Raw genomic sequence first — 25,669 nt, forward strand, 5'->3', positions numbered from 1 at the left:
CACATGCTACTTGTTGAGTTTAAGTTTTATATGGATTACGGCTTGCTTAATTGGCTTTGGGGAGTTTTAAGCCTGTGTACGTAATGTAATTAGGGTTTACTTACTCTAAAATATAATTAAATTTTTCTTCGAATCCATAATCCTCATCTTGTTTCTTAACTCTTTCTAAAACCTTTACTATTTCAATAAATATATTTTCTAATTGATTTTTTGAGAACATAGCATCTTTCCATACCAAAGTAATCGGTCGTTCTACATTTTTGCTTAATAAATCCCACAGAGCATCAAGATTGTTCCCATAATAATCTTGTATAGAAAATATTTTTGAAATTTGATTATGAAAATCTTGTTCCGTATAAATTTTACTACCGATAATCTCTAATTGCATAAGTTATACTCCTATTTCCAAGTTCCAATTTGTATTGCAGAGATATAATGATCAGTTGTTATATAGCAATCCATCATTGGAATATAACAATCTAGTACCAGCCTGATTCGATCTTGACATAGTGTTTATTAAGCTAATGTTCGCTTCATACCATATCCTACCCTGTTTAGCAGGTAAAATATTTGTAGAATTTACAAAATATCTCCCCTATGTTGCCTATATGGATGTGGAGGTAGGCTGCTTTTGTCTGATTGCTGTGGCAACTTATTAAAAGAAAGGTATTTGTTGTTTCAGACGACCTTTTGGCTCAAACCTTGAGAACCGCATGCGTGCGTTCTGCACACATGCTACTTGTTGAGTTTAAGTTTTATATGGGCTATGGTTTGGATTTCCAAATGCGCTTGTTATTTAAAAAAAGAAAAATAAACCTGTCTGTTTGGAAATAGCCAGCTGAGTTAAAAATAAAATATTTTGATATATTCTAAGAGGGATATCTGTCAATGCCTGATGGGAATTATCTTGTAAAAAATTTTTTAGAATAATTAATTTTCTTAAATCAATTATTTTTTCATCCTCATAATCATCTATATATGTATCTATTATCTCATTTATTTTATCGAAGAAATTTTTCTCAAATAACAAATTAACCTCTTGTTCTGAAAGTTTAAATACATATAGTTCATTATCATCAGCTTGATCGTAATCTAATTTTTTCATGGCTTCAACACTTAAAGGGACAACTATCTGTTTCATATCAATGACTCCTTATCTTAAAATGTGTTATTTCATTATATTCAGCTTGAGTGCGTCCCTGCTGCTTACCATTCGTATTAATTTTAGGGGCTTTACTAGATTAGCAGATATGCTAACCTCGAAATATGATTATAACATACTGAAAATTAAAGAAAAAAGTACAGAGGGATAATCTAGTACAGTCCCTAAATATAAATAGACTAAAAAACTTCCAGTCATTTTTATTTTACTGGTTATAGCATCGTCTCATTTCATCTATTCACACCTATAATATCTCAACAGCTTTTACAAATACTCCAGCAGATCCACTGCTACCCTATCTAAGCCTTTTTGAAACCTTTGTTGTAAAAAACGCTATTTCCATTCTTATCGAATAAAGGCAAATTTATAATTTTAAAGCCTCCCAAAATGATGAGGCCGTCTGAAAATCCTTTTTCAGACGGCCTGCAAAGAGACTAAACCAAGTTCTCCAGCATCCATTTAACGTAACGGCTGACGCCTTGTTTTACATCCAAGAATTCTTCTTTATACCCGGCTTCGCGCAGCTTGGTGATGTCCGCTTGAGTAAAGCTCTGATATTTGCCTTTAAGTGCATCTGGGAATGGGATATAACGGATAAGTTCTTCTTCAACCAACTCTTTCAAACTCATTTCAGGCTTGCCTTCGGCTGCACGGCAAGCGTTGACGGTTGCGGCGGCAAGCTCGTTAAATTGTTGGCTACGGCCTGTACCGAGGTTAAAGATACCTGAAAGCTCAGGATGATCGAAGAAGTAAAGGTTAACCTTGGCAACGTCTTCTACGCTGACAAAGTCGCGTGTTTGCTCGCCGTTACCATAGCCGTCATTAGCGCCAAACAGATTAACATAACCATGCTCGCAGTATTGGTGGAAATGATGGAAGGCGACTGATGCCATACGCCCTTTGTATTGTTCCTGTTGTCCGTAAACATTGAAGTAGCGGAAGCCGACAACTTGGGCGGTCAAGCCTTCTTCCATTCGGCGGCGCAATACTTGGTCAAACAAGAATTTAGAGTAGCCATACACATTGAGCGGTTTTTCCAGTTCGCGCTCTTCGCGGAAGGTTTCTCCCTTGCCATACACTGCGGCGCTGGAAGCATAAAGGAACGGAATACGCTCATCCTGACACCAGTCCAAGAGATCGAGCGTGTACTGATAGTTGTTGTCCATCATATAAAGGCCGTCATGATTCATGGTATCGGAACATGCGCCTTGATGGAAAACGGCTTCGATATCGTCGTAAGGCAGAAGATGGCCGCGCACTTGGCGGATAAATTCGTGTTTATCGAGATAATGGGCAATTTCACACTCGGCAAGGTTTTTAAATTTTTCGCCTTTGCTCAAATTATCGACGGCAACAATGTCGGTAATACCGCGTTGGTTAAATGCTTTGACGATGTTGCTGCCGATAAAACCGGCCGCGCCTGTTACGATAATGGTCATAATGAATTTCCTTTATTTTGATTTTTCAGACGGCCTTGAAGAAATCATGCCGTCTGAAAATAAAAACTTGTCTGTCTGGATTATTTTTCAACTCTATTTTCAGACAGCCTTTAGATTTTAAGGCCGTCTGAAACAGCAATTATTGCTCTTCCAATGCCTTGGTCAATTCGGCAAACGAGCAAACCGCCGTACCAAGTTTTGCCACGACAACCCCTGCCGCAGTATTGGCAAGGTGCATCGCTTCAGGCATGGTATAACCAGCGGCCAAACCCAAGCCCACTCCGGCAATAACAGTATCGCCCGCACCCGATACATCATAGACTTCTTGGGCCCGTGTAGGCTGATAAATCGGCTCACCCTCATTGAACAGGGTCATACCCTCTTCACTTCGGGTCAGCAAAATCGCGATCAAATCAAGATGACGGCGCAGGTTTTGGGCTTTGTCGGTCAAATCATTTTCGTTTTTCCAGCTGCCCACCACTTCTTTCAATTCTGCGCGATTCGGCGTAATCAGCGTAGCACCGGCATATTTTTCGTAATCATCGCCTTTCGGGTCGATTAAAACGGGTTTACCGGCCTGTTTCGCCCAATCAATCATATCGGAAATATGCGACAAACCGCCTTTGCCGTAATCTGAAAAAATAATGGCATCGTATTCAGGCAACACTTCTCGATATTGATGCTTGATTTGTTCCAACACCTCACGATGAGGCGACTCTTCAAAATCAAGTCGGATAAGCTGCTGGTTGCGGGCAACAACGCGCAATTTGACAGTAGTCGCAATTTGCTTGTCGCGCATCAGATAGGAAGCAACGCCGTCTTGCACCATCAATGCGTCCAGCGCATCTGCAGCTTCATCATCGCCAGTCACGGACAACAGCCCTGCTTTGCCGCCCAATGAGGCGATATTGCGCGCAACGTTTGCCGCTCCGCCCGCCCGCTGGTCGATACGGGCGATTTTCGCCACCGGTACAGGAGCTTCAGGAGAAATACGGGATACATCGCCAAACCAATAGCGGTCAAGCATTACATCGCCGACAACAAGGACTTTGGCTTGTACAAAACGAGATTTGAGGGTTTCTTGTTGGAACTTGGTGGGCATTTTATGCACTCCAAAATAAGTTGTTTTATATGTGTGAAAACTTCAATATATTCTCAACACTTATCTGGCAGATTTACTGATTAAAAATAAAATCTGACTTTTTATTATTCTTCAAAGTCGAAAGGAGACCAATCGGCAACAGGAGAAAAACAATCCTCTCCTTCTTTTTTCTCAAAAACACTACCAATATCCATCCAAAACAGCTCCCCAATATCTGCTTGATAATGAGTAAGCCGCGTTAAACTATGGAAAGAGAAATTTTCAGGATTATTCGTGTATTCATTATCTTCTGTTCCGGAAAATACTCGCCATCCACTGTCAAATGGTAAATTTCCTTGATACTCCCGATACATGAATCTAATAGGAAGCCCTTCTTTGACAATTTTATGTGATACGATTGCATACCATCCAACAGGTGCATCCGTTACAAGCAAATCATCTTCTGGAAATGCATCAAGATCAAAAATATTACTCACATCTAGACTACATTGAGACATCGGATAAATTCCTTTCCAAGCTAAAATTTTCTGGCTATTTATCTACCGTATCAAAGTGAGGTAGTTTCTTTGAACAACATCAAAATTGTTATACTTAAGCATTCGCCACGCGGTTCACTTCACGCAATACGGCTACCGGATCGGCAGCTTTGGTTACCGGACGGCCCATTACCAAATAGGTTGAACCGGCAGCTAATGCTTCGGCCGGTGTCATGATGCGGCGTTGATCGTCGTTATTGCCGGCAACATCTAAGCGGATGCCCGGTGTGACCAAGACAAAATCCTGCCCCAATTCACGGCGCAGCGGCGCGGCTTCTTGGGCGGAACATACCACGCCGTCCAAGCCTGAACTTTGCGCCAGTTTCGCCAAGCGGATGACTTGTTCTTCAGGGGCGATGTTCAAACCGATTTCTGCCAAGTCGCTTTGTTCCATGCTGGTCAACACGGTTACGCCGATCAAAAGCGGCTTGGTTTGATATCCGGCAACGGCTTCTGCTGCTGCTTCCATCATGCGGCGACCGCCCGATGCGTGCATATCGACCATCCACACGCCCATATCGGCGGCAACTTTACAGGCCTGAGCGACTGTATGGGGAATATCGTGGTATTTTAAATCGAGGAAAAGTTTGAAACCTTGATTGATTAAACTTTCTGCCAAATTGCGGCCGGTTGCGGTAAACAGCTCTTTGCCGATTTTGATTTGACACAATGTCGGGTCAAGATTGCGGACAAATCCGAGCGTATCTTTTTCGTTGGCAAAATCGAGGGCGACGATGACGGGAGTACGTTGTTGCTGAGTTTGGAAGTCGGAGATCAAGGGATTCATAAGATGCCTGCGGATAAACGGTTATAGCTTCGATTTTAACAGCTTTTGTACACAAAAGGCCGTCTGAAAGTATTTTTTCAGACGGCCTCATGATTTTACTTCGGCAAAACTTATTTGCCCAAACCTTTCAGTACTTCGGCTTTCACGGCCTCTACCGGTTGAGTGCCGTCGACTTTGATGTATTTAGGCGCGTGTTCGCCTTCCAGTTTGCTGTAAAAATCAACCAAAACTTCGGTTTGCTCGTGATAAACGGCAAGGCGTTTTTTCACGGTTTCTTCTTTGTCGTCGTCGCGTTGAATCAAGTCTTCGCCGGTTACGTCGTCTTTGCCTTCGACTTTAGGCGGATTGTAGGTAACGTGGTAAGTACGGCCGGAAGCCAAATGCACGCGGCGGCCGCTCATGCGGTCGACAATCACGCTGTCAGGTACGTCGATTTCAACTACGGCATCCAAATCCACACCAGCTTCAACCATGGCTTCGGCTTGTGCCAATGTGCGTGGGAAACCGTCAAACAGGAAACCGTTTTTGCAGTCGTCTTGGGCAATGCGCTCTTTAACCATACCGATAATGATGTCGTCGCGAACCAAACCGCCTTCATCAATGATTTTTTTTGCTTCCAAACCCAGCGGAGTGCCTGCTTTGATGGCAGCGCGGAGCATATCGCCGGTAGAGATTTGAGGAATGCCGAATGCAGCAGTGATGAATTGAGCCTGTGTGCCTTTGCCGGCGCCTGGTGCGCCCAACAATAATACTTTCATGATGAGTCCTTCTTGGTTTATGGATTTGATGTTTGTTTAATTCTACACGCCTTGCGTTTATCGTTCAAAACTGCAGACGGCCTGCTCTGCGCCAAAGTGCTGCCACGCATCATCGCGCATTTCGATAAACCAGCTGTCTTCGGGGAAGCGTTCCAATGCGTCTTTCAACGTGGAAAGTAGGTTTTGGGACAAGGCTTTTGCCAAATATTCTTCCTCGTTGGCTTCTGCCGCTTTGTCAGGCTGTTGCGCCAGACCGATTGCACGGGTTTGATGGCCATGAGCCAAATAGTTGAGCGCAATGATTTTTTGTGCCCAAAGCTGCGGAATATCGGGATTGTCTTGCAACAATACCGACAAAATCGATACGGCAACGGTCAAGCGTCCGCCGTTCATGCGTAAATCTAAAGACTGGTTGGGCGGCAGGGTGCTGAGTATTTCTGCCATGCGAAACCAAAATTCGCCGCTAGCCTCGTCGGGCGCAGCCACTTTCAACATTTCGTAGTTGAACTCTTGATCGTCGTCTTTGACCAGCAAAGCGACATCGGCAAGCAGTTTTTGTTCGTCACGGCTCAAATGGCGTAAATCATTCATGTTTTTTCCTTTCAGACGGCCTCGAACACAGCCCTTACCCTGTCCAAATCTTCCTGCGTATCCACGCCGGCGGCTGGCGCTTCTTGGACAATTTCAACAGCAATCGGATAACCGTGCCACAGGACGCGCAATTGTTCCAGAGATTCAATGGTTTCCAAAGGAGAAACTTCCATTTCCGAATAGCGTTGCAGGAAACCTGCACGATAGGCATAAATGCCGATGTGGCGCAAAACAGCTGTTTCTGAAGGTAATTCGCGTTTTTCGGCGCGCATGGCGTCGCGCGGAAAAGGAATCGGGGCGCGGCTGAAATAGATGGCGTTGCGGTTTTTGTCGAGGACGGCTTTGACAACGTTAGGATTCATAAACTCGTCAAAATAGTGCAATTCGTGGGCGGCCGTCGCCATTTGCACGTTGTTTTCCACTAAGACTTCGGCGGTGCGGTCGATGAGTTCGGGGGCAATCAGCGGCTCGTCGCCCTGTACGTTGACGACGACCAGATGTTGCGGCAGTTTTAGTGCGGCGGCGGCTTCGGCAAGGCGCGTCGTGCCGCTTTCGTGTCGGTTTGAAGTCATAACGACTTCGACGCCGTGCGCCTGACAGGCTGCATGAATATCGGGATGGTCGGTGGCAACGACGACGCGCGCGGCTTTGCTTTTTGCCGCCTGTTCGGCAACGCGCACGACCATCGGTTTGCCGTGAATATCCGCCAAAGCTTTTCCGGGCAGGCGCGATGAATCCAGCCGCGCCGGAATCAATACGACAAATTCGGTCATGCTTTGAGTTCCTCTTCGCTCAACGCTCGTGCTTCGTTTTCCAGCATATAGGGAATGCCGTCTTTAATCGGATAAGCCAGCTTCGCCTGACGGCTCCACAATTCCTGTTTGTCCTGATGATATTCCAGCCTGCCTTTGGTAACGGGGCAGACGAGGATGTCTAAGAATTTTTTTTCCATGGGGTTTCTTTCGGGTTTGATAAATTGGAGGTCGTCTGAAATATTTTCAGACGACTATAATTTATTTCTTATGCTTTTTTTCAACCTGTTTGGCTTGTTTGCAGCTTGCATCAGGGTTTTTGCCGCCGCACATGATACCTTGTATCTCTTTCGCAAATTCAGGCATATGACGCTGTACAGCTTTCTCTGTTAATGTAAATCCAAACGTCGTTATTTCACTCATCGCTTGATTGAACATAAGAGGTGTCTTGGCAACAATAGCCTGCCCGATAGGCGAACTATAAAAGGCAATCATGCTGTCAACTTCTTCTTGAGTGTATGTTGATTTGGCATTCTTTAATAAAGTATTGCGGACAGCCTGCTTCATTTCGGGTGTCATCAAATCTCTCAAAACATTCTCGCGATAACGGTCAATAGCTTTTGCCATTTGTTCTTTTTTCGCTTCAGGTACGTTGGCAAGGGCTTTATCTGCATATGGTTTAAATTCAATATTGAAACCATCAATCATATTTTTTTCCATATCCCGGTCGAAATTCTGCGTATCCAACCAACGCTCCAGCGACGCATCGCTGGGTGGGGCGGCAAATGCGTTGGCACACAATGCCAGCGCGGCGATGGGCAATAATAAGGTTTTCAGTTTCATCTTTTTCTCCTTTTCAATAAAAAAATATTTTCAGATAGTCGGAAAATTATTTGGCACAATTCGGCAAATGTTTGTTGCCTTTGCATAAAATACCATGTGTTTGCTCCTCAAAAGCAGGCGTATATTTATCGCTTGCATTGAGGTAATTTTGACTCATGGTTTTGTGGATAATCTCATCACTCAGCTTATCGAAATGCTTAATTTTCTCGAGCGCAGACTTACCGACACCATGCCCAAATGCTTCAGTCATCTTTTCTATATCCGATTGGCTCAACATATCCTCAAGATTTCCACCATGCTGTTGTAAATTTCTTATCTTTTTCAAAATATTTTTTCCCTGAGACGAAGAGAAAAAACGGTTGGTTACATCGACTTCTTCTTGTGTAAATACTTTCTGTACGGCACGCTTTTCTTCATCCAACCATTGTTTTTTTAACTCAGGGCGGCTCAAATCGTCTTGCATATTTTTCATATAACGGCTGATGACTGCCTTCATCTGCGCTTTTTGAGCTTTGGGCGTCATCGTTAACAAGCGTTCATTGTCTTCTTTATTCACCATCTCCAAAGAACGTTGTACTTTCTCGCTATAATTATTGCTTATCCCTTGAATATCCAACCATTTCATTGCAGATTCATCACTGGGTTTAGCAGCCAGGCTTTGAGTGGATACAAATAAAGCTGCGCAAGCGACCAACAAATATTTTAACTTCATGATTTACTCCTATCGCGTAGTTTGAAGATCATCTTTAAAACATCTGTGAAACATCCATAAGCATTTAGATTGAAACATTCGCGGATACAAACGCCGCCAAGTCCGGCTCAATTATCGCATAAACAGGCAAGACCCACACATGATTCAGGCCGTGGCCGTCTGAAAATTTGACCGCATCCTTTTCCGTGATAATCACCACATCTGCGTCCGGCAAATCCGCGGCCGTAATATCTGCATGATCAGGCAAGGCAACGGTTTGTTTTAAAGCAATATTCATGCTTTGCAACGTATTGAAAAAACGCTCCGGCTTGGCAATACCGGCAACGGCGGCGACGGTTTGATTTCCCAAACCCGCCAAATCCAATTTTTCAGACGGCCTGTTCAAACGGTAAATCTGCCCTGTTTCAATATGGCTGGCAAACATATTTTCAGACGGCCTAAATGCCGTATCTACTTTTCCTCCACTGACAACGACCGCATCAACGGAAGCCAATCGAGACAAAGGTTCGCGCAAGCTGCCGTTGGGCAGTAAATCCAAATTGGTGCGTCCTGTATCTGCCGCCGGGAAGACGGCAATTTCCATATCGCGTTGCAAGGCATAATGTTGCAAGCCATCGTCGGCCACAATCAATTCAAGCTCCGGATACGCCGCAAGCAATGCCCTGCCTGCTTCTGCACGGCTGCTGCCTACCGCCGTCGGCGCACCGATTTGGCGAAACAGTAATAAAGGCTCGTCGCCTGCATCTGCCACACTGCTGGCTGTATTCAATACATGAACCGCCTTACTCTTGCGCCCGTAGCCTCGGCTGATGATACCGACCTTAACACCCTTTTCCTGCAAGCCCGACACCAGCGCGGCGACTATCGGCGTTTTCCCTGTTCCGCCTGCATGGATATTACCGACCACCACCACAGGCACAGGCAATTTTTCGCTTTTCAGACGGCCTGAAACAAGATCATCGCGCCGTTTCGCTGCAATTTTGGCAAACAGCTTGGACAATGGTTTTAACAGCAAAGACAAAAACGGATTGGGGGATTGCCAATGGCGTTCGATAATTTGGTGGAGTTTGGGCATACGCACGGCTTTTGAAGCGAAAATCAAACGATAATATAACACAAGCCCGACCAGACAAGGCCGTCTGAACATGCGGCTTTGATAATATTAAAACAAAGGGCGCAAGTTTCATAAAAACGAATAAAACGAATCGCTCTAAAACCTTTATAATTCAACTTTCCAAAATTTTTCCTGTTTCGCAATGTCCGAACTCTTCGCGCCCTCCTCCATTTCTGTATCCGAACTCAACGCCCTTGCCAAAGCCTTGCTGGAAGACCATCTCGCAGGCTTGTGGATTGCCGGCGAAGTATCCAATCTAACCCGTGCCGCCAGCGGACATTATTACTTCTCGCTCAAAGACAGCCGCGCGCAGGTGCATTGCGCGATGTTTAAGGGTGCAGCCATGCGCTTGGCGAAGCCTTTGAAAGAAGGCGACCATATCGAAGTATCAGGAAAAATCAGTATTTATGAAGCGCGGGGCGAATTTCAAATTACCGTAAACGAAGTACGGCTCAAAGGTTTGGGGCAGCTTTACGAAGCCTATGAACGATTGAAGGCGCAGTTGCAGGCGGAAGGCGCGTTTTCAGCGGAACGCAAGAAACCTCTGCCCGCCCGTCCGCAATGTATCGGCATCGTCACCAGCCTGGCGGCGGCGGCTTTGCGCGATGTCGTGACCACCTTAAACCGCCGCGCGCCCGAAATTCCCGTTATCGTTTATCCGTCGCCCGTACAAGGCACAGGCAGCGAGTTGCAAATTGCCCAAGCGATTAAAACCGCTTCGCAACGCGCCGAATGTGACGTACTGATTGTCTGTCGTGGCGGCGGCAGCATCGAAGACTTGTGGGCATTTAATGAAGAGCCGGTCGTGCGCGCCATCGAAGCCTGCGCGATTCCCGTTGTCAGCGGCGTAGGACACGAAACCGATTTCACGCTCGCCGATTTTGTTGCCGACGTACGCGCACCCACGCCGACCGGCGCAGCGGAACTGGTCAGCCCCAACCGCCAAGAATCGTTACACCGCCTCGCCCAAGCCCAAGGCCGTCTGAAAACTGTTTTGGAACAACGCTATTTCGATGCCAGCCAAAAACTCGACTGGCTGGCGCGGCAAATCCGTCATCCGCGCCAAAAACTTGACGAGCAACGCGCCTCAATCAGCAAGCTGGCGCAAATGCTGTCTTACTCGATGACGCAAAACCTCCGCACCCATACCGCCCGTTTTGAACGCCAAACCCAAACTCTGAAGCATTGCCGTCCTGATGTTTCCGTTTACAAAAACAACATCACCCACTTTCAGACGGCCCTGTCGCATTCCTTCCGCCAGCTGCTTGCCCACCGCCGTCAAAGCCTGACCGCCCAAGCTGCATTGCTCGAAGCTGTCTCGCCGCAACATATTCTGGAGCGCGGTTTCTCCGTCGTCAAAAACACTCGCGGACAAGTCATCCGCAATGCCGATACGTTGAAACAAGGACAGAAACTGCACATCACTTTTGCCGACGGTGAAACCGACGTACGCGTGACCAAAGAGCAGGCGCAGGGCGAGTTGTTTGACTGATGGAATAAAGGCAGTCTGAAACTTTATGCGATTGAAGTGAAACTATGTCTGCCTTTTAAAAATCCTTAACCTGCCAATGCGGTATAATGCCTCATCTGCACACGCAGCATATACGGAAACATTATGGACAACTCACAAAATACAGAAAATCCGATTCCACCACGCAACTCCATCCGCAAAAACAGCATTTACCTGCTGCCCAATTCCTTTACCATCGCCGCGCTGTTTTGCGCGTTCTTCGCCATTACCCAGTCCATGCACGGACGTTATGAAACAGCGGCGATTGCAGTTTTCCTTTCCATGCTGCTCGACGGCATGGATGGACGCGTTGCGCGGCTGACCAACAGCCAAAGCGCGTTCGGCGAGCAGCTCGACAGCCTCGCCGATATGGTCAGTTTCGGCGTCGCGCCTGCCCTGATTGCCTACAAATGGCAACTTTGGCAGTTTGGCAAAATCGGCTATTCCGTCGCCTTTATCTACTGCGCCTGCGCCGCCCTGCGTTTGGCACTGTTCAACACGCTTATCGGCAAAGTCGATAAATGCTGGTTTATCGGTGTTCCAAGCCCGACCGCCGCTGCGTTGATTGTCGGCCTGATTTGGGTCAACCACAGCGTCGAGCGTTTCCCCGGCGTGCATTGGTGGGCATTGGGTATCACCCTGTTTGCCGGCATTTCCATGATTGTGCAGATTCCGTTTTGGAGCTTCAAAGAAATCAACATCCGCCGCCAAGTACCGTTTATGGGCATGGTGTTGGCCGTGTTGGTATTGCTGCTCATCAACTGGAAGCCTTCGCTCGTCCTCTTCTTGTTTTTCCTCGGTTACAGCCTGTCCGGTTATGTGATGGCAATCATCCGTTGGTTTAAAAAACGCCATAAAACACACAAACACGACAAGGCCGTCTGAAATGTGGTCTTGGGACATCATCCTTTCCCTGCTCGCCGTCGGCAGCGCATCGGGCTTTATTGCCGGACTGTTTGGCGTAGGCGGTGGCACGCTGATTGTTCCCGTTGTCTTATGGGCATTGCAACTGCAAGGCATAGGCGGCCACTCCTATGCCCAGCATCTTGCCATCGGCACTTCCTTTGCCGTCATGGTGTTTACCACCTTCTCCAGTATGTACGCCCAACATAAAAAACACGCCATCGATTGGGCGACCGTCCGCCGGATGACGCCGGGCATGATACTCGGCGTACTCCTCGGCGCGGTGTCGGCAAAATATATGCCGACGCTGGCTTTGCAGGTTTTCTTTATTGCATTTCTTGCATTTATCGCACTTAAAACCCTACGCGATTCCAAACCCAAACCTTCGCGCACCCTGCCTGCCCTCCCCGGCCTGACAGCCGTCGGCACGCTTTTTGGGGCGGCTTCAAGTTGGGTCGGTATCGGCGGCGGTTCGCTATCCGTTCCATTTCTGCTGTATTGCAACTTTCCGGCACACCGTGCCATCGGCACATCTTCAGGTCTGGCATGGCCGATTGCGATTGCCGGTACCATCGGCTATTTTGCCAACGGTTTACATGTTGCCAACCTGCCTGAAGGCGCGGCAGGCTTTATCTATCTTCCGGCTGTGGCCATATTGAGCGTTGCCACCATCCTCTTTGCTCCGCTCGGCGTAAAAACGGCGCACAAGCTGCCCGCCCGAAAACTCAAAATCGCTTTCGGCATTATGTTGCTGCTGATTGCCGCCAAAATGGCTTGGAATTTGATACATTAAATCTTTCTTGTGAAAAAGGCCGTCTGAAAATCTTTCAGACGGCCTTTTTGATTGCAAAACAACAAACTAAATAAAACCTTTTTACCTTACCCGATTTGCCCCATTGCAAATACAGCCAAGCGCCATATCGCCCATCCTGCCACCAACAATCCGGCGCACAAACGAACCATGCGTTTTTGCAAAAAGGTTTTCAACTGCGCTGCAAATATGCCCATCGCAAGCAGGTTCGGCAATGTCCCCAATGCAAACGCCAGCATATACAGTCCGCCGTGCAAAGCATTGCCGCTGCCCAAAGCATACAAAGACGCGCTGTACACCAAACCGCAAGGCAGCCAGCCCCAAAGCACACCCACGCCGAAACAGGCAGGCACCGATTTAATCGGCAGCAATTTGTTCAGCAACGGATTCAGGCGTTTCCATATCGGTTTGCCGATGCCTTCGATTTTGGTTGCGGCAGTCGAAATACCGGCAAGATACAGCCCGAGCAAAAGCAGCAAGACATTGGCGGCAATATACAAACCGTTTTGAACCGCACGCGTATCGTCCAAGGAAATGCCGACCTGCCCGACCAAGCCGACCAACAGGCCAATGACGACATAGCTGCTGATGCGCCCCAAGTTCAACAATACAATCAGCCCGATTCGGTTTAAATGTGGCGGCAGCTGCAAAGCAAATGCGCTGCTCAATCCGCCGCACATACCGACGCAATGCGTTCCGCCAAAAAAGCCGAGCAGAAAAAGAGTAAGAAATGTGATTTCTTGATTCATGGTTTTTAATGATTCAAACGAATGGATGAGGCCGTCTGAAACTTTTCAGACGGCCCTAAGAATGCAGGACAGGCTTTGCCACCCACCCTCTTCACGCTTTAGAAAAGCAATTAACTGCGTGCGCGTACGTCAAATGCCTGACGCAAACCTTCGCCAATCATGACCAGCAAAAGCAGCATCACCGTCAGCGTAGCAACGGCAGACAGGCCGATCCACCACGCATCCAAGTTGTCTTTGCCTTGCGCCAGCAACTCGCCCAAACTTGCCTGTGAGGCAGGTACGCCCAAGCCCAAGAAGTCCAAACTGGTCAGGGCAAGTACGGCACCGGAAATACGGAAAGGCAGGAAGGCCAGTACCGGCGTCAAGCTGTTGGGCAGGATATGGCGCCACATGATTTCACGGTTGCCCACGCCCATCGCGCGCGCCGCCAAAACATAATCGGTCTGACGGTTTTTCAAAAACTCGGCGCGGACATAGTCGGACAAGCCCATCCAGCCGAAAAGCGACAGCAACACCAGCAAAATCAACAGTCCCGGATTAAAGAATGAAGACAGGATAATCAAGAGGTACAGCTCCGGCATACCGCCCCAAACCTCGATAAAACGCTGCATTAGAAGGTCGGTTTTGCCGCCGAAATAACCCTGCACCGCGCCTGCAACCACGCCGATTACGGTAGTCACCACGGTCAACACCAAGGCAAACAGCAGCGAATCACGGAAACCGTAAACCAAGCGCGCCAACAGGTCGCGGCCGCGGTCGTCCGTTCCCAAGATATGCCGTTCGGACGGTTTGGCCGGATCGGGAGCCGTATCAAAATCGTTCAAGGTATCGGCATCGTAAGGATTGGGCAGGTAAAGGGCGAAATTGCCGTCTGAAGTAATGTTGTGGCGGATAAGCGGATCCAAATAATCCGCAGGCGTATCGAAATTGCCGCCAAATGCGGTTTCGTTGTATTCGTTTACCAAGGGGAAGAAATACTCGCCCTGATAGCGTATCCACAAAGGTTTGTCGTTGCTCCACAAAGGCGCAAGCAAAGTGACAACAAACAAAACGGCCAAAATCCGCAAAGCCAGCCAACCGCGCTTATGTTGCTTAAAGGCCTGCCAAGTAGGGTTTGAAGTAGATTTTTTCTTTTTCATGGTTCGAAACATTCTTTAATAATGGATTGAAGATATTTTTAGACGGCCTTATTTCTGTCCGCCAAAGTGAATGCGCGGATCGACCCACGAATAAGAAATATCCGACACCAATTTAGCCAACAACCCCATCAGCGTGAACACATACAGCGTGCCCATTACGACAGGATAATCGCGTTTCATCACTGCCTCGTAAGACAGCAAACCCAAACCATCCAGCGAGAACAACGTTTCAATCAACAGGCTTCCGGTAAAGAATGCGCCGATAAATGCGGCCGGGAAACCGGTAATCAGAGGAATCATGGCGTTGCGGAAAATATGTTTCCACAAAATCTGCTTCTCAGGCAAGCCCTTGGCTCGGGCGGTATAAACATATTGACGGCGGATTTCTTCAAGGAATACGTTTTTCGTCAATACGGTCATCACCGCCAAGTTGCCTGCCACTGAAGCGGTAATCGGCAAGGCCATATGCCACAGATAATCTTTGACTTTACCGGCCCAAGAGAGCGTATCGAAATCATCGCCGACCAAACCGCCCTGCGGGAACCAGGCAAAAAAGCTGCCGCCGCCAAACAACACCAGCAACACCAAACCCAATACAAACGGCGGTACGGTATAGCCGACCAAAATGATCATGCCCGTAATCGTATCGAAACGGCTGCCATCCCTAACCGCCTTGGCAATACCCAACGGAATACATATCAAATAAGTTAGGAAGAATGTCCACAAACCCAAACTCATCGACACCGGCATTTTCTCTTTTACCAGCTCAAATACGGTTTGGTGGTGGAAAAAGCTCTCGCCCAAATCGAAACGGGCGAATTTCCATACCATATCCACAAAACGCGTCACAGGCGGCTTGTCGAAACCGTATAAAGCATTCAACGCGGCCAAATCTTCCGCGCTGATGCGGTTACCGTTTTTAGCCAAAGTTCCGGGCATACTGTGTCCCGCCGTCTCGCCGCCAACCGCGCCCTGCGTCAGCTGCTGAACCATCTGCTCCACCGGGCCGCCGGGAACAAACTGAATCACGGCGAAAGTAATCGCCAAAATCCCCAACAGCGTGGGAATCAAAAGGAGCAAACGATGAAAGATATAACGCCACATGGTTAAGTGTTCCTCTATTTTTTTGATTTGAAGGCCGTCTGAAACCGCTGACTTCAGACGGCATATAGTAACGGATTAATAAGCGTTTGGCCGATGATTTACTTCTCCAACGCCTCCTGCAATTTCTTCTCAATCAAATCCGCATCAAACGATTTGGCAATCAGCTCAAAGCGGGAATCACGGCGCCATGAAACTTGGTTTGCGCCCCATTGACCGTCCACCCAGTTCAGCCATACCCATGTACCGAGGACTTGGAACACGCCTTTGGCACGCACGAGGCCGTCTGTAAATTTAGGCAGGTCGTTGAAGAAATCGGTCAGCTTTTCGCCGTCGAAATCACGTCCGGAAGGGAAAGTGAAACCTTGAGACTGGAAGCCCATGGTGTTGTCCGGCAAGGCTTTTAGGCGGTAGCGCGATTTTTCGACAACGGGAATATCAAGCCATTGGATGTCAAGTTGTGCATTTTGAACTTCAACCACTTTGGCTTTAGGCGGGAACAGCTTGGCCGCTTTATCGTGAAACTCGGCCAGCTGCTCGGGCGTACACAAGTCGGTTTTGCTGGCGACCAATACGTCGCAAATGCCGATTTGGTCTTTATACAAAGCCTGTTGCGCGTAATCAGGATTAATAAACTGGCGCGGATCGACAACAGTAAAGACGGCGCCGATTTCCAGCATACTATCGAGCGGTTTGGCTTTCAATTCGTCGATAACGCTGGCAGCGTGCGCCAGGCCGCTGGCTTCAATCATCAAGCGGTCGGGTTGGGCATCGCGTAGCATCTTTTGTACGGTCGTACCCATTTGCGCGCCGGCAGTACAGCACAAACAGCCGCCGGCGATTTCAGCTACGGGGATGCCGTTGTCGCTCAAGACGGCGCCGTCAATGCCGATTTCGCCAAATTCGTTGACGATGATGACCCATTTTTCATTCGGGTCTTTTTGCGCCATCAGACTTTTAAGGGCGGTGGTTTTGCCTGTTCCGAGGAAGCCTGAAATCAGGTGGACTTTAGTCTTTTTTACTTCTGACATTTTTTACAAATTCCTGTTAAAACAATATGTTCTTCTTTTAATGAGAAACCAGTTTCGGCCACGCCTGCACGCAATGCCGCCCATTCTTGGCTCAAGGTCTGCTCATCTGCCGTACCGCATTCGGTACAAACCAAAATAAACGCGCTGTGGTGCGCTTCGGCTTCTTCGTGGTCATGGCAATGGTCATTGCACTCGTGCTGCGCGTGGCTGCACAGAATATAGCCGTTGACCGCCGCCACTTTGTGCAAAACGCCCTGCTCCGCCCAAAAATCAAGGGCGCGGTAGGCCGTCGGCGGCGCAACCACGCCCTCGCTTTGCTGCTGCATCTGCGACAGAACGTTGTAGGCTTTAATCACGCCGCTTTGTTTCAAAACAATATCAAGCACTTGCTCGCGCAAAGCGGTTACCTGCACACCATCGCGCTGCGCTTGTTCTAAGATTTTTTGTTTGATTACGTTCATAACTGAAACAGCCTTTCAGACGGCCTTGTTAATAAAAAATTACATTATAACGTGTTTGTTCAATTTCAGATAACAAAGAGGCCGTCTGAAACGTTCAGACGGCCTGATGCCGATTACTTAAACCAAGATTTAATTTTTCCAAACAAAGACATGCTTTGTTTTTCAAACGTTTCTTCCTTCACCGGAGCAGGCTCATCGCGGTAAACTTTCATGCCTGCAAAGGTCTGGGCAACCGGCATGATTTCGATGGAATTGACGTTCATCCGCGCCGGACGCTGATAGAGCCATAAAGCGGTATCGGCAATATCTTGCGGCTGGATAAACTCGACATTCTCATAAACCTCGGCCGCACGCTGATCGTCGCCTTTGAAACGGACATTGGAAAACTCGGTATCGCCGCACAAACCCGGTTCGATATTGGTAATGCGGATATTTTTATCTGCCAATTCGGCGCGCAGGTTCATACTGAATTGGCGCACAAAAGCCTTAGTTGCACCATAGACATTACTGCCGGAATAAGCATAACTGCCGGCAATCGAACCCAAATTGATGATGTAGCCCTGTTTGCGCGCTACCATTTGAGGCAAAATCTGGCGGGTTAGAAAAGTCAGGCCGATGATATTGGTTTGAATCATGGTTTCCCAATCGCCAAAATCGGCTTTATCGGCAGAATCCAAACCTAAAGCCAAACCGGCGTTGTTGATCAGGCAATCGATTTCCGACAAATGCTCGGGCAGGCTGTTCAAAGCGTTTTGAATCGACTCAGTGCGCGAAACATCCATTTCCAAAGGGTAAAACTGCTCGCCCAATTCCTCTGCCAACTGCTGCAATTTGTCTTCGCGCCGTGCCGCGCCAATGACATGATAGCCTGCCGCAACAAAGGTGCGGCACATTGCCGCGCCGAATCCTGCCGATGCCCCGGTAATCAAAATTGCCATATCGTTTCCTTTCTATACTCGTTTCAGACTTGGGTTTAAGGTATGATAACGCCTTATCAGACGGCCTAAGCGTTTGGCCGGCTGATTCTAAATTTAACGATAATCATATCATCACAATAGGACACACTCCATATGAAAACCCGTTTTATCCCAGTTGCCCTGGCAGCAGTAGCGCTTACGCTTTCCGCCTGCGGCGGCAGCGGTGCGCCCTCCCAGCCTAAAGGCCCAATTTCCGAAGACCGTACGGCCGCATTCAAAACCATGATGCCTGAGTTTACCCACATGGGCAAAATGGTCAAAGACGAAGAGCCTTACGACGTTGAGAAATTCAAACAAGCTGCAGCCACTTTTGCCGAAAACAGCAAAAAACCGTTCACCCTGTTTGAATCCGACCCTCAAGGCAACGGCCGCGCCCTGCCTGCCATTTGGACAGACACAGCCACATTCAAAGCCGAAGAAGAAAAATTCGTCGCAGCAGTTGAGAAACTCAACGCCGCCGCCCAAACTGGCAAATTGGAAGAAATCAAAGCCGCTTACGGCGAAACCGGTGCAAGCTGCAAATCTTGCCACGATACATTCCGCGGTCCGGAATAAGGCTTAAAGCAATAAAGGCCGTCTGAAATATCATTTTCAGACGGCCTTTTCTTCAACTGCCTTCAAACCTTTCTATATCGACTTTATATTTTGCATTTCATGTTTTTTACCGGTTTCATTTGAAACCGACGGCCCAGTTCACATATCGCAATCAAATTTTCTTCTTCCGGCTGTTTAAATTCAATTAAATCTCCCTTCTTCTCAACCAACCCAATTCAAATTCAGACCTGCTTTATCTTTTCAGTCAGATTAATCATATGCGTGTGGATTATCTCCTAAAACAAGAATCTTCTTTATTTTTTAATAAATAAAAACCATTATTAAAATATTTGTAAAGTTTAATAATATGTTATAAAGTATCAACTTCGTTTCTGAGGTAACTATCATGAATCCGAATTTCAAATTAAATCTACTGACATTATCTTTACTGGCTATAACAAGTATCGCACACGCAGAAGACGAGGTTTCAACTCAAGAGCTTGATGAAATTCAAGTCAAAGGTAAATACATTGCCAAAGAGAAAAAAGTTTTTACCGAAGGCCAAGCCAAAAGTTCGCGTGAACGCATTTATCAATCCAGCGAAAACATCGATACCATCGTTCGGAGTATGCCCGGCGTTTTTACCCAACAAGACAAGGGATCGGGGGTATTGGCGGTCAATATCCGTGGCGATAGCGGTTTGGGACGCGTCAATACGATGGTTGATGGCGTCACCCAAACCTTCTATTCCACTTCTGCCGATGCTGGACGCAGCGGCAGCTCCTCGCAATTCGGTACTGCACTGGATCCCAATTTTATTGCCGGCGTGGATGTAACCAAAGGCAGTTTCACAGGTGCCAACGGTATCAATGCCTTATCCGGTACAGCCAATTTCCGTACTTTACGGGTAGACGATGTGGTACACGGAAACAATACCTTCGGCCTTTTAACCAAAGGATTGACCGGCACAAACAGCACAAAAAGCAATTTTATGGCAACCGGAGCGGTACAAAAATGGTTTGAAAGCGGTGCACGCCTTGGCGCCTTATATGGTTATAGCCACCGCAATGTCGAGCAAAACTATAAAGTAGGCGGCGGCGGTCAGCGTATCGGCAATTTTGGCGAGGAATATTTGGACCGTAAAAAACAAGAATATTTTGAGAGCAACTTATTAAAATTCGATCACGAACAAAATCGTTGGGTTCGCGACTTTTCCAAGCGCAATGCGGTCGGTAAAAGCTATTGGGACTACCCTTTCTCCAAAAAATATAACGATCCTGAGGTTTTGCAAAGAGATTATGTCGATGATTTGGAAAGAAGCTGGAAAGAGAATTTAGCACCGCAATGGGACCTGACTCCAATCGACCCGACCAGCCTGCAACAACGCTCAAACAGCCATTTGGTCAAAGTGGAATACGAAAACGACAACAACAAGTTGGATCTTCAGCTTCGTACCATGAACAACCGTATCGGCAGCCGCAAAGTAGAAAACCGCAACTATCAAGCCAATTACAACTTAAACATTGGCGATTATGTCGATTTAAACGTATTGGCCGCCCATAATCTGGGAAAACAAAAATATCCGAAAAACTCACGTTTTTCAGGATGGGGGCTGCTTGATTATTTGGAAACCAAAAACACAGCCAATCTTTTGGATATCAACAACCGCTTCTCTTTCAACCTTCCCAACAAAACAGATTTAAAAGCCACCGTCGGTTTCAATTTCTTTAAAAACCAATACAGTAAAAACCGCTTTCCGGAAGAGCTGAGCCTTTTTTACGACGGCCCGGATCAAGATGCCGGCCTGTACAGCTTTTTAGGCCGCTTCAAAGGCGACAAAGGAATATTTCCTCAGAAATCAACCATATTGCAACCTTCAGGCCAGCAAAAATTCAATACGTTCTATTTTGATACTTCCTTGAAAAAAGGCATTTATCAATTGAATTACAGCGCCAATATGGTCAACTACCGCTACAAAGGCGAATATACCGACTACTTCAATACCCAAGAAGATTTTAAAAAAGCATTTGGAGAAGATTCTGAAATTTATAAACAGCATTGCACGCCAAGCTGCGACCTTTACGAACCGGTTTATACCAAATCCGGTAAAAAACATGCGGTAAACCATTCGGTGGCATTAAACATCAATGTCAATGACTACTTTATGCCGTTTATCAGCTATTCTCGTACGCATAGAATGCCGAATATTCAAGAAATGTATTTTTCACAAATCGGCGACTCAGGCGTCAATACAGCCCTCAAGCCGGAACAGGCCAATACTTACCAAATAGGCTTCAATACCTTCAAAAAAGGGATTTTCAAGCCGGACGATGTATTGGGTTTCAAACTGGTCGCCTATCGCAGCAGGATAAACAACTATATTCACAATGTTTATGGCAAATGGTGGGATTTGGATAAAGCACCCAGCTGGGTAACCAGTACCGGCCTGCAATACTCTATCCAGCATCGAAACTATGCCAAACCTGTCCATAAAAATGGTTTGGAAGTGGAAATGAACTATGATTTCGGCCGCTTTTTTACCACCCTGTCTTACGCCTATCAAAAAACCAACCAGCCAACCAACTATAGCGATGCCAGCGAATCACCCCGCAACTCTTCTAAAGAAGACCAAATCAAACAAGGCTACGGCTTAAGCAAAATTTCCCGCCTGCCCCGAGATTATGGCCGTTTTGAATTAGGGTCCCGATGGTTAGGCAATAAATTGACCATCGGCGGCATTATGCGCTATTACGGCAAAAGTACACGGGCAACGACTGAGGAGGAATTTGTTGACGGTACAACCGGCGCCAATACCTACTCTTCACATCAAATGGGCAGAAGGGTGATCAAAAAAACAGAAAGCATCAACAGACAGCCGATGATTTTTGATTTCTATGCCAATTATGAACCAAAGAAAAACCTTATCCTTCGTTTTGACATTCAAAATGCGTTCAATAAACGCTATGTCGATCCTTTGGATGCCGCAAATGATGCCGCAACCCAGCGCTATTTCAGCGTATTTGAAAGAAAAGGCGGTTTAGATGATGAGGAAGTCGAATGCGATGCCAACGGTTTATGCAATGGCAAATATGGCGGTACGACACGCTCCGTCTTGAACAACTACGCACGAGGCAGGACTTTGCTGTTTACCATCAGCTATAAGTTCTAAACCTATCCATCAGCATTCTTAATATTGCACTGATTAAAAAGCCGGTAAACACAATGTTTTCCGGCTTTTTTCGATATATCCTCAAAATTTTCTTCATCTATACACAATAAAAAACCTGCCCTTGCGGGCAGGTTTTCAATAATGACGGATTACAGGCCGCTCAGACGGGCAGTATCGTGTGCAATCATCAATTCTTCGTTGGTAGGAATCACAACGGCAACAGCTTTGCTGTCGGTAGTGGTAATCACACCAGCATTACCGAAGCGGGCTTTCAGGTTGGCTTCTTGGTCAATGTGCAGACCGAGGAAGCCCAAGTAGCCCAATACACGTTCGCGGATGATGTCGGAGTTTTCGCCGATACCGCCGGTAAAGACCAATGCGTCCAAACCGCCTGCAGCGACTGTCATGCTGCCAATGTATTTAGCCAAGCGGTAGATGAACATTTCCAGAGCCAGTTTGGCACCCGGATGACCTTTGGCAGCTTCTTCTTCGATGGTACGGCAGTCGTTGGACAAACCGGAGATACCGAGCAGGCCGGATTTTTTGTTCAGCATTTCAGTAATTTGGGAAATGGTCATGTTGGCGTTTTCAGCCAAGAAACTGAAAACTGATGGGTCGATATCGCCGCTACGGGTACCCATTACCAAACCTTCCAGCGGAGTCAGACCCATGCTGGTATCGCGTGATTCGCCGTTGGCGACGGCGGTAATAGATGCGCCGTTACCCAAGTGGGCAATCACCATGCGCAGGTCTTTTTTGTCTTTACCGAGGAAACGGGCGGTTTCATCAGAAACGTAGCGGTAGCTGGTACCGTGCGCGCCGTAGCGACGCAAGCCGTATTTTTCATACAATTCATGTGGAACAGCGTAGGTGTAGGCATGTTCCGGCATGGTTTGGTGGAAAGCGGTGTCGAATACGACAACGTTAGGCAAACCTTTGAAAATGCTTTGTGCGGCACGCAGACCCAAGAGGTGCGCAGGGTTGTGCAGCGGAGCGAGCGGAATACATTTTTCGATGCCGGCGATAACTTCGTCATCAACGAGGATGGATTCGCTGTACAACTCGCCGCCGCTGACGACACGGTGGCCGATGGCGCCGATACGGCTGTCGAGATCATGCGCTTTCAGTTCTTCCATCAGGGCTTCAACGGCACCGGTATGGTCAGGTTTGGCAGAAAGATCGACTTTGCGTTTTTCACCGTTGAATTTAAAGGTGATATAGGCATCAGGCAGATTGAGTTTTTCTGCCAAGCAGCTCAACAATACTTCGCCGCTGTCGTTATCCAATACGGCACCTTTGAGGGAAGAGCTGCCGCAGTTCAAAACCAAGATTAATTTTTGTGTCATTTTATGCTCCTTGAGGTTTCAGACGGCATTTTTGTCGGGACCTGACTGCGGCTCCGACTATGTTGCACCCCTTGTGGGACGTAGTGGGTAGCGGTCTGAACAGATTAACAAAGTAAACGCCGTATTCTAACAAAAAATGTAATCGGCTGCTTGACTTAATATTTGATGTAAAATGGACGGAATTTTATTTTAAGGCCGTCTGAAAAAATGACGGCGGTTTTGAAGATTTCCCGATATGCATTATTTCAGTATCCACACTCAAGACGGCGAACACGCCGGATTTTTTATTATGTTGGCAGATGATGAATCGCAAAATCCGCCGCAAAGCGGACGCTTCGCAATCAAGCTGCAAAGCGAAGACGCAGCCGAAGCGGCGGTATTGTCGCCTTTTGAGCAAACCGATATCCCACAATACTGGCGCGTGGTTAAAGACCGTATCGAATTGTTTTTTGACGATAAAAATATCGGTGCGTTGCGCAACGAATACCTGACCATCAGCGGTAAAACCTTTATCCTGACCGATTTGACCGGAGCGATGTAATGGAAAGTATGTTTATCCTTGTCCCCATCAGCATTATTTTGGCCTTTATCATCGGTTGGTTTTTCTGGTGGTCGGGTAAAAACGGACAGTTTGACGACCTTGAAGGACCTGCGCACCGCATTTTGATGGATGACGACTCCACTGAAAAACTGATCGAAAAAGACGAAGACAAAGAATCCAAACGATGAGCCTTAAAAAAGACAATCTGAATTTCCACACGACCCGCCGTTTTGCGCCGCTCTTTGGGACGCAGTTTTTGGGCGCGTTGAACGATAATATGTTCAAAACCGCATTATTCGTGATGATCAGTTTTTACGGTTTGGGTAAAAACGACTTTCTGCCGCCCAGCCAAATGCTGAACTTGGGCGCAATGCTGTTTATTCTGCCCTACTTCCTGTTTTCCGCGCTGTCAGGACAGTTGAGCAACAAATTCGATAAAGCAGTTTTGGCACGCTGGATCAAGCTGTTGGAAATCATCATCATGGCAGTGGCAGCGTATGGCTTCTACATCCAATCCGCGCCTTTGCTTTTAATCTGCCTGTTTTGCATGGGTACGCAATCGACCTTGTTCGGCCCTCTGAAATATGCCATTTTGCCCGATTACCTCAACGACAAAGAGCTGATTATGGGCAACAGCCTGATTGAATCGGGTACGTTTATCGCCATTTTGCTCGGCCAGATTTTGGGCACCGCAGTCGCAGGCGTTCCGCCGTATATTGTTGGCGGTTTGGTGTTATTGGTCGCTATCGGCGGCACGATGACCAGCCTGTTTATGCCGTCTGTACCCGCTAAAATGCCGGACACAAAAATTGAATGGAACATCATCAAAGGCACAAATTCACTGATTCGTGAAGCGGCGGCCAATCGTCCCGTATTCACTTCCATCATCGGTATTTCATGGTTTTGGTTTGTCGGCTCGGTTTATACCACCCAACTGCCGACGTTCACGCAAATCCATTTGGGCGGCAACGATAATGTGTTCAACCTGATGTTGGCGCTGTTCTCCATCGGTATCGCCATCGGCTCGGTATTATGCGCCAAACTCAGCCATGAACGCCTGATTTTGGGCTTGGTTACCATCGGCACTCTGGGGCTGACCGTCTGTGGATTATTGCTGGTGTGGCTGACCCAAGGCCAACGCTTTACCGAATTAAACGGCATTATTTGGTTCTTATCGCAAGCCAAGGCGTATCCGATTATGCTGGTGATGTCGGCCATCGGCTTTTTCGGAGGCTTTTTCTCCGTACCGCTCTACACTTGGCTGCAAACTGCCAGCAGCGAAACCTTCCGCGCCCACGCGGTCGCCGCCAACAACATCATCAATGGTGTGTTTATGGTGTCGGCCGCTATTTTGAGCGCGGTTTTGCTGATGTTGTTCGACAGCATCACGCTGCTATATTTGATTGTTGCCGTGGGTAATCTTCCGTTGATTGTTTACCTCATCAAACGGGAACCGAAATTTATCGGGGATTTAACCGCTTTGTTGAAAATCAGCAAATAAGGCCGTCTGAAATATATCCCCACCATGCACATTTTCACTGTTCAATCGCGTGGACAGCTTGTGCATAAATCAGATTACTGTCTGATTTAAAATTAAAAAA

28 protein-coding genes are annotated in these 25,669 nt (G+C 47.3%); 8 read left to right on the top strand and 20 right to left on the bottom strand.

Features of this window, described 5'->3' with window-relative positions:
• Window positions 1-100: 100 nt before the first annotated feature.
• The 13 genes from HMPREF2608_RS07160 to lpxK all read right to left on the bottom strand — a co-directional run bounded on the left by HMPREF2608_RS07160 (window position 101) and on the right by lpxK (window position 9,757).
• Window positions 101-388: a barstar family protein gene (locus HMPREF2608_RS07160; RefSeq protein WP_070826456.1), complete on the bottom strand. Its 288-nt coding sequence runs from the start codon at window positions 386-388 to the stop codon at window positions 101-103.
• A 408-nt stretch (window positions 389-796) separates the two neighbouring features.
• Window positions 797-1,141, bottom strand: coding sequence for a hypothetical protein (locus tag HMPREF2608_RS07165; protein ID WP_070461500.1), 345 nt, complete (start codon window positions 1,139-1,141; stop codon window positions 797-799).
• Window positions 1,142-1,596: 455 nt separating this feature from the next.
• A complete protein-coding gene (gene rfaD / locus HMPREF2608_RS07170; RefSeq protein ID WP_070826457.1) occupies window positions 1,597-2,601 on the bottom strand; it encodes an ADP-glyceromanno-heptose 6-epimerase in 1,005 nt (334 codons plus the stop codon).
• Window positions 2,602-2,740: 139 nt separating this feature from the next.
• Window positions 2,741-3,703 (bottom strand): D-glycero-beta-D-manno-heptose-7-phosphate kinase, encoded by a 963-nt coding sequence (gene rfaE1 / locus HMPREF2608_RS07175; RefSeq protein ID WP_070826458.1) that lies wholly within the window; start codon window positions 3,701-3,703, stop codon window positions 2,741-2,743.
• A 104-nt stretch (window positions 3,704-3,807) separates the two neighbouring features.
• Window positions 3,808-4,200 (bottom strand): DUF2185 domain-containing protein, encoded by a 393-nt coding sequence (locus HMPREF2608_RS07180; protein ID WP_070826459.1) that lies wholly within the window; start codon window positions 4,198-4,200, stop codon window positions 3,808-3,810.
• 94 nt (window positions 4,201-4,294) lie between these two features.
• Window positions 4,295-5,026, bottom strand: coding sequence for an orotidine-5'-phosphate decarboxylase (gene pyrF / locus HMPREF2608_RS07185; RefSeq protein WP_070826460.1), 732 nt, complete (start codon window positions 5,024-5,026; stop codon window positions 4,295-4,297).
• 110 nt (window positions 5,027-5,136) lie between these two features.
• Window positions 5,137-5,784 carry an adenylate kinase gene (gene adk, locus HMPREF2608_RS07190; RefSeq protein ID WP_003682888.1) on the bottom strand — a complete coding sequence of 216 codons (648 nt, stop codon included), beginning with the start codon at window positions 5,782-5,784 and terminating at the stop codon, window positions 5,137-5,139.
• Between the two features lie 57 nt (window positions 5,785-5,841).
• Window positions 5,842-6,375, bottom strand: coding sequence for a 3-deoxy-manno-octulosonate cytidylyltransferase (locus tag HMPREF2608_RS07195; RefSeq protein ID WP_070826461.1), 534 nt, complete (start codon window positions 6,373-6,375; stop codon window positions 5,842-5,844).
• A gap of 11 nt (window positions 6,376-6,386) precedes the next feature.
• Window positions 6,387-7,148, bottom strand: a complete 762-nt coding sequence (gene kdsB / locus HMPREF2608_RS07200) for a 3-deoxy-manno-octulosonate cytidylyltransferase (protein WP_070826462.1) — start codon at window positions 7,146-7,148, stop codon at window positions 6,387-6,389.
• A complete protein-coding gene (locus HMPREF2608_RS07205; RefSeq protein WP_002221286.1) occupies window positions 7,145-7,327 on the bottom strand; it encodes a Trm112 family protein in 183 nt (60 codons plus the stop codon). The genes kdsB and HMPREF2608_RS07205 overlap by 4 nt, the downstream gene beginning before the upstream one ends.
• A 61-nt stretch (window positions 7,328-7,388) precedes the next feature.
• A complete protein-coding gene (locus HMPREF2608_RS07210) occupies window positions 7,389-7,970 on the bottom strand; it encodes a DUF2059 domain-containing protein (protein ID WP_070826463.1) in 582 nt (193 codons plus the stop codon).
• A gap of 46 nt (window positions 7,971-8,016) precedes the next feature.
• A complete protein-coding gene (locus tag HMPREF2608_RS07215; RefSeq protein WP_070826464.1) occupies window positions 8,017-8,682 on the bottom strand; it encodes a DUF2059 domain-containing protein in 666 nt (221 codons plus the stop codon).
• A 64-nt stretch (window positions 8,683-8,746) separates the two neighbouring features.
• The gene (gene lpxK / locus HMPREF2608_RS07220; RefSeq protein ID WP_070826465.1) at window positions 8,747-9,757 is read right to left on the bottom strand and encodes a tetraacyldisaccharide 4'-kinase; all 1,011 of its coding nucleotides are present in this window, start codon (window positions 9,755-9,757) and stop codon (window positions 8,747-8,749) included.
• Window positions 9,758-9,938: 181 nt separating this feature from the next.
• Here lpxK and xseA point away from each other — a divergent pair, with 181 nt between their 5' ends.
• From xseA to HMPREF2608_RS07235, 3 genes are all read left to right on the top strand, one after another.
• Window positions 9,939-11,288, top strand: a complete 1,350-nt coding sequence (xseA, locus tag HMPREF2608_RS07225; RefSeq protein WP_070826466.1) for an exodeoxyribonuclease VII large subunit — start codon at window positions 9,939-9,941, stop codon at window positions 11,286-11,288.
• 123 nt (window positions 11,289-11,411) lie between these two features.
• Window positions 11,412-12,191: a CDP-diacylglycerol--serine O-phosphatidyltransferase gene (gene pssA, locus HMPREF2608_RS07230; protein WP_070826467.1), complete on the top strand. Its 780-nt coding sequence runs from the start codon at window positions 11,412-11,414 to the stop codon at window positions 12,189-12,191.
• A gap of 1 nt (window position 12,192) precedes the next feature.
• Window positions 12,193-13,002 (top strand): sulfite exporter TauE/SafE family protein, encoded by an 810-nt coding sequence (locus tag HMPREF2608_RS07235; protein WP_070826468.1) that lies wholly within the window; start codon window positions 12,193-12,195, stop codon window positions 13,000-13,002.
• 86 nt (window positions 13,003-13,088) lie between these two features.
• Here HMPREF2608_RS07235 and HMPREF2608_RS07240 read toward each other — a convergent pair whose 3' ends face one another.
• From HMPREF2608_RS07240 to HMPREF2608_RS07265, 6 genes are all read right to left on the bottom strand, one after another.
• Window positions 13,089-13,769 (bottom strand): sulfite exporter TauE/SafE family protein, encoded by a 681-nt coding sequence (locus tag HMPREF2608_RS07240; protein WP_003680951.1) that lies wholly within the window; start codon window positions 13,767-13,769, stop codon window positions 13,089-13,091.
• 110 nt (window positions 13,770-13,879) lie between these two features.
• Entirely contained in the window at window positions 13,880-14,920 is a 1,041-nt protein-coding gene (locus HMPREF2608_RS07245; protein ID WP_070826469.1) for an ABC transporter permease, read from the bottom strand.
• Window positions 14,921-14,956: 36 nt separating this feature from the next.
• Window positions 14,957-16,012: an ABC transporter permease subunit gene (locus HMPREF2608_RS07250; protein WP_039862485.1), complete on the bottom strand. Its 1,056-nt coding sequence runs from the start codon at window positions 16,010-16,012 to the stop codon at window positions 14,957-14,959.
• 98 nt (window positions 16,013-16,110) lie between these two features.
• A complete protein-coding gene (locus tag HMPREF2608_RS07255) occupies window positions 16,111-17,040 on the bottom strand; it encodes a CobW family GTP-binding protein (protein WP_070461484.1) in 930 nt (309 codons plus the stop codon).
• The gene (locus tag HMPREF2608_RS07260) at window positions 17,028-17,501 is read right to left on the bottom strand and encodes a Fur family transcriptional regulator (RefSeq protein WP_070826470.1); all 474 of its coding nucleotides are present in this window, start codon (window positions 17,499-17,501) and stop codon (window positions 17,028-17,030) included. The genes HMPREF2608_RS07255 and HMPREF2608_RS07260 overlap by 13 nt, the downstream gene beginning before the upstream one ends.
• A 113-nt stretch (window positions 17,502-17,614) precedes the next feature.
• The gene (locus HMPREF2608_RS07265) at window positions 17,615-18,439 is read right to left on the bottom strand and encodes an SDR family oxidoreductase (RefSeq protein ID WP_070633432.1); all 825 of its coding nucleotides are present in this window, start codon (window positions 18,437-18,439) and stop codon (window positions 17,615-17,617) included.
• A gap of 132 nt (window positions 18,440-18,571) precedes the next feature.
• Between HMPREF2608_RS07265 and HMPREF2608_RS07270 the strand changes: the two genes are divergently transcribed.
• Window positions 18,572-19,033, top strand: coding sequence for a c-type cytochrome (locus HMPREF2608_RS07270; RefSeq protein WP_070826471.1), 462 nt, complete (start codon window positions 18,572-18,574; stop codon window positions 19,031-19,033).
• Window positions 19,034-19,418: 385 nt separating this feature from the next.
• The gene (locus HMPREF2608_RS07275) at window positions 19,419-22,181 is read left to right on the top strand and encodes a TonB-dependent receptor domain-containing protein (RefSeq protein ID WP_070826472.1); all 2,763 of its coding nucleotides are present in this window, start codon (window positions 19,419-19,421) and stop codon (window positions 22,179-22,181) included.
• A 149-nt stretch (window positions 22,182-22,330) separates the two neighbouring features.
• On the opposite strand, the gene HMPREF2608_RS07280 is transcribed toward HMPREF2608_RS07275, so the two are convergent.
• Complete coding sequence (locus HMPREF2608_RS07280) at window positions 22,331-23,527, bottom strand: acetate kinase (RefSeq protein WP_070826473.1); 1,197 nt, start codon at window positions 23,525-23,527, stop codon at window positions 22,331-22,333.
• Window positions 23,528-23,762: 235 nt separating this feature from the next.
• Between HMPREF2608_RS07280 and HMPREF2608_RS07285 the strand changes: the two genes are divergently transcribed.
• From HMPREF2608_RS07285 to HMPREF2608_RS07295, 3 genes are read left to right on the top strand one after another with little or no spacing between them, the layout of a single operon-like run.
• The gene (locus HMPREF2608_RS07285) at window positions 23,763-24,068 is read left to right on the top strand and encodes an HLGFF motif protein (RefSeq protein WP_003681461.1); all 306 of its coding nucleotides are present in this window, start codon (window positions 23,763-23,765) and stop codon (window positions 24,066-24,068) included.
• A complete protein-coding gene (gene ccoS / locus HMPREF2608_RS07290) occupies window positions 24,068-24,256 on the top strand; it encodes a cbb3-type cytochrome oxidase assembly protein CcoS (protein ID WP_049333240.1) in 189 nt (62 codons plus the stop codon). The genes HMPREF2608_RS07285 and ccoS overlap by 1 nt, the downstream gene beginning before the upstream one ends.
• Entirely contained in the window at window positions 24,253-25,569 is a 1,317-nt protein-coding gene (locus HMPREF2608_RS07295; RefSeq protein WP_070826474.1) for an MFS transporter, read from the top strand. Before ccoS ends, HMPREF2608_RS07295 begins: the two co-directional genes overlap by 4 nt.
• Window positions 25,570-25,669 lie beyond the last annotated feature (100 nt).

The organism is Neisseria sp. HMSC064D07, from assembly GCF_001837185.1.
GTDB lineage: Bacteria > Pseudomonadota > Gammaproteobacteria > Burkholderiales > Neisseriaceae > Neisseria > Neisseria flavescens_C.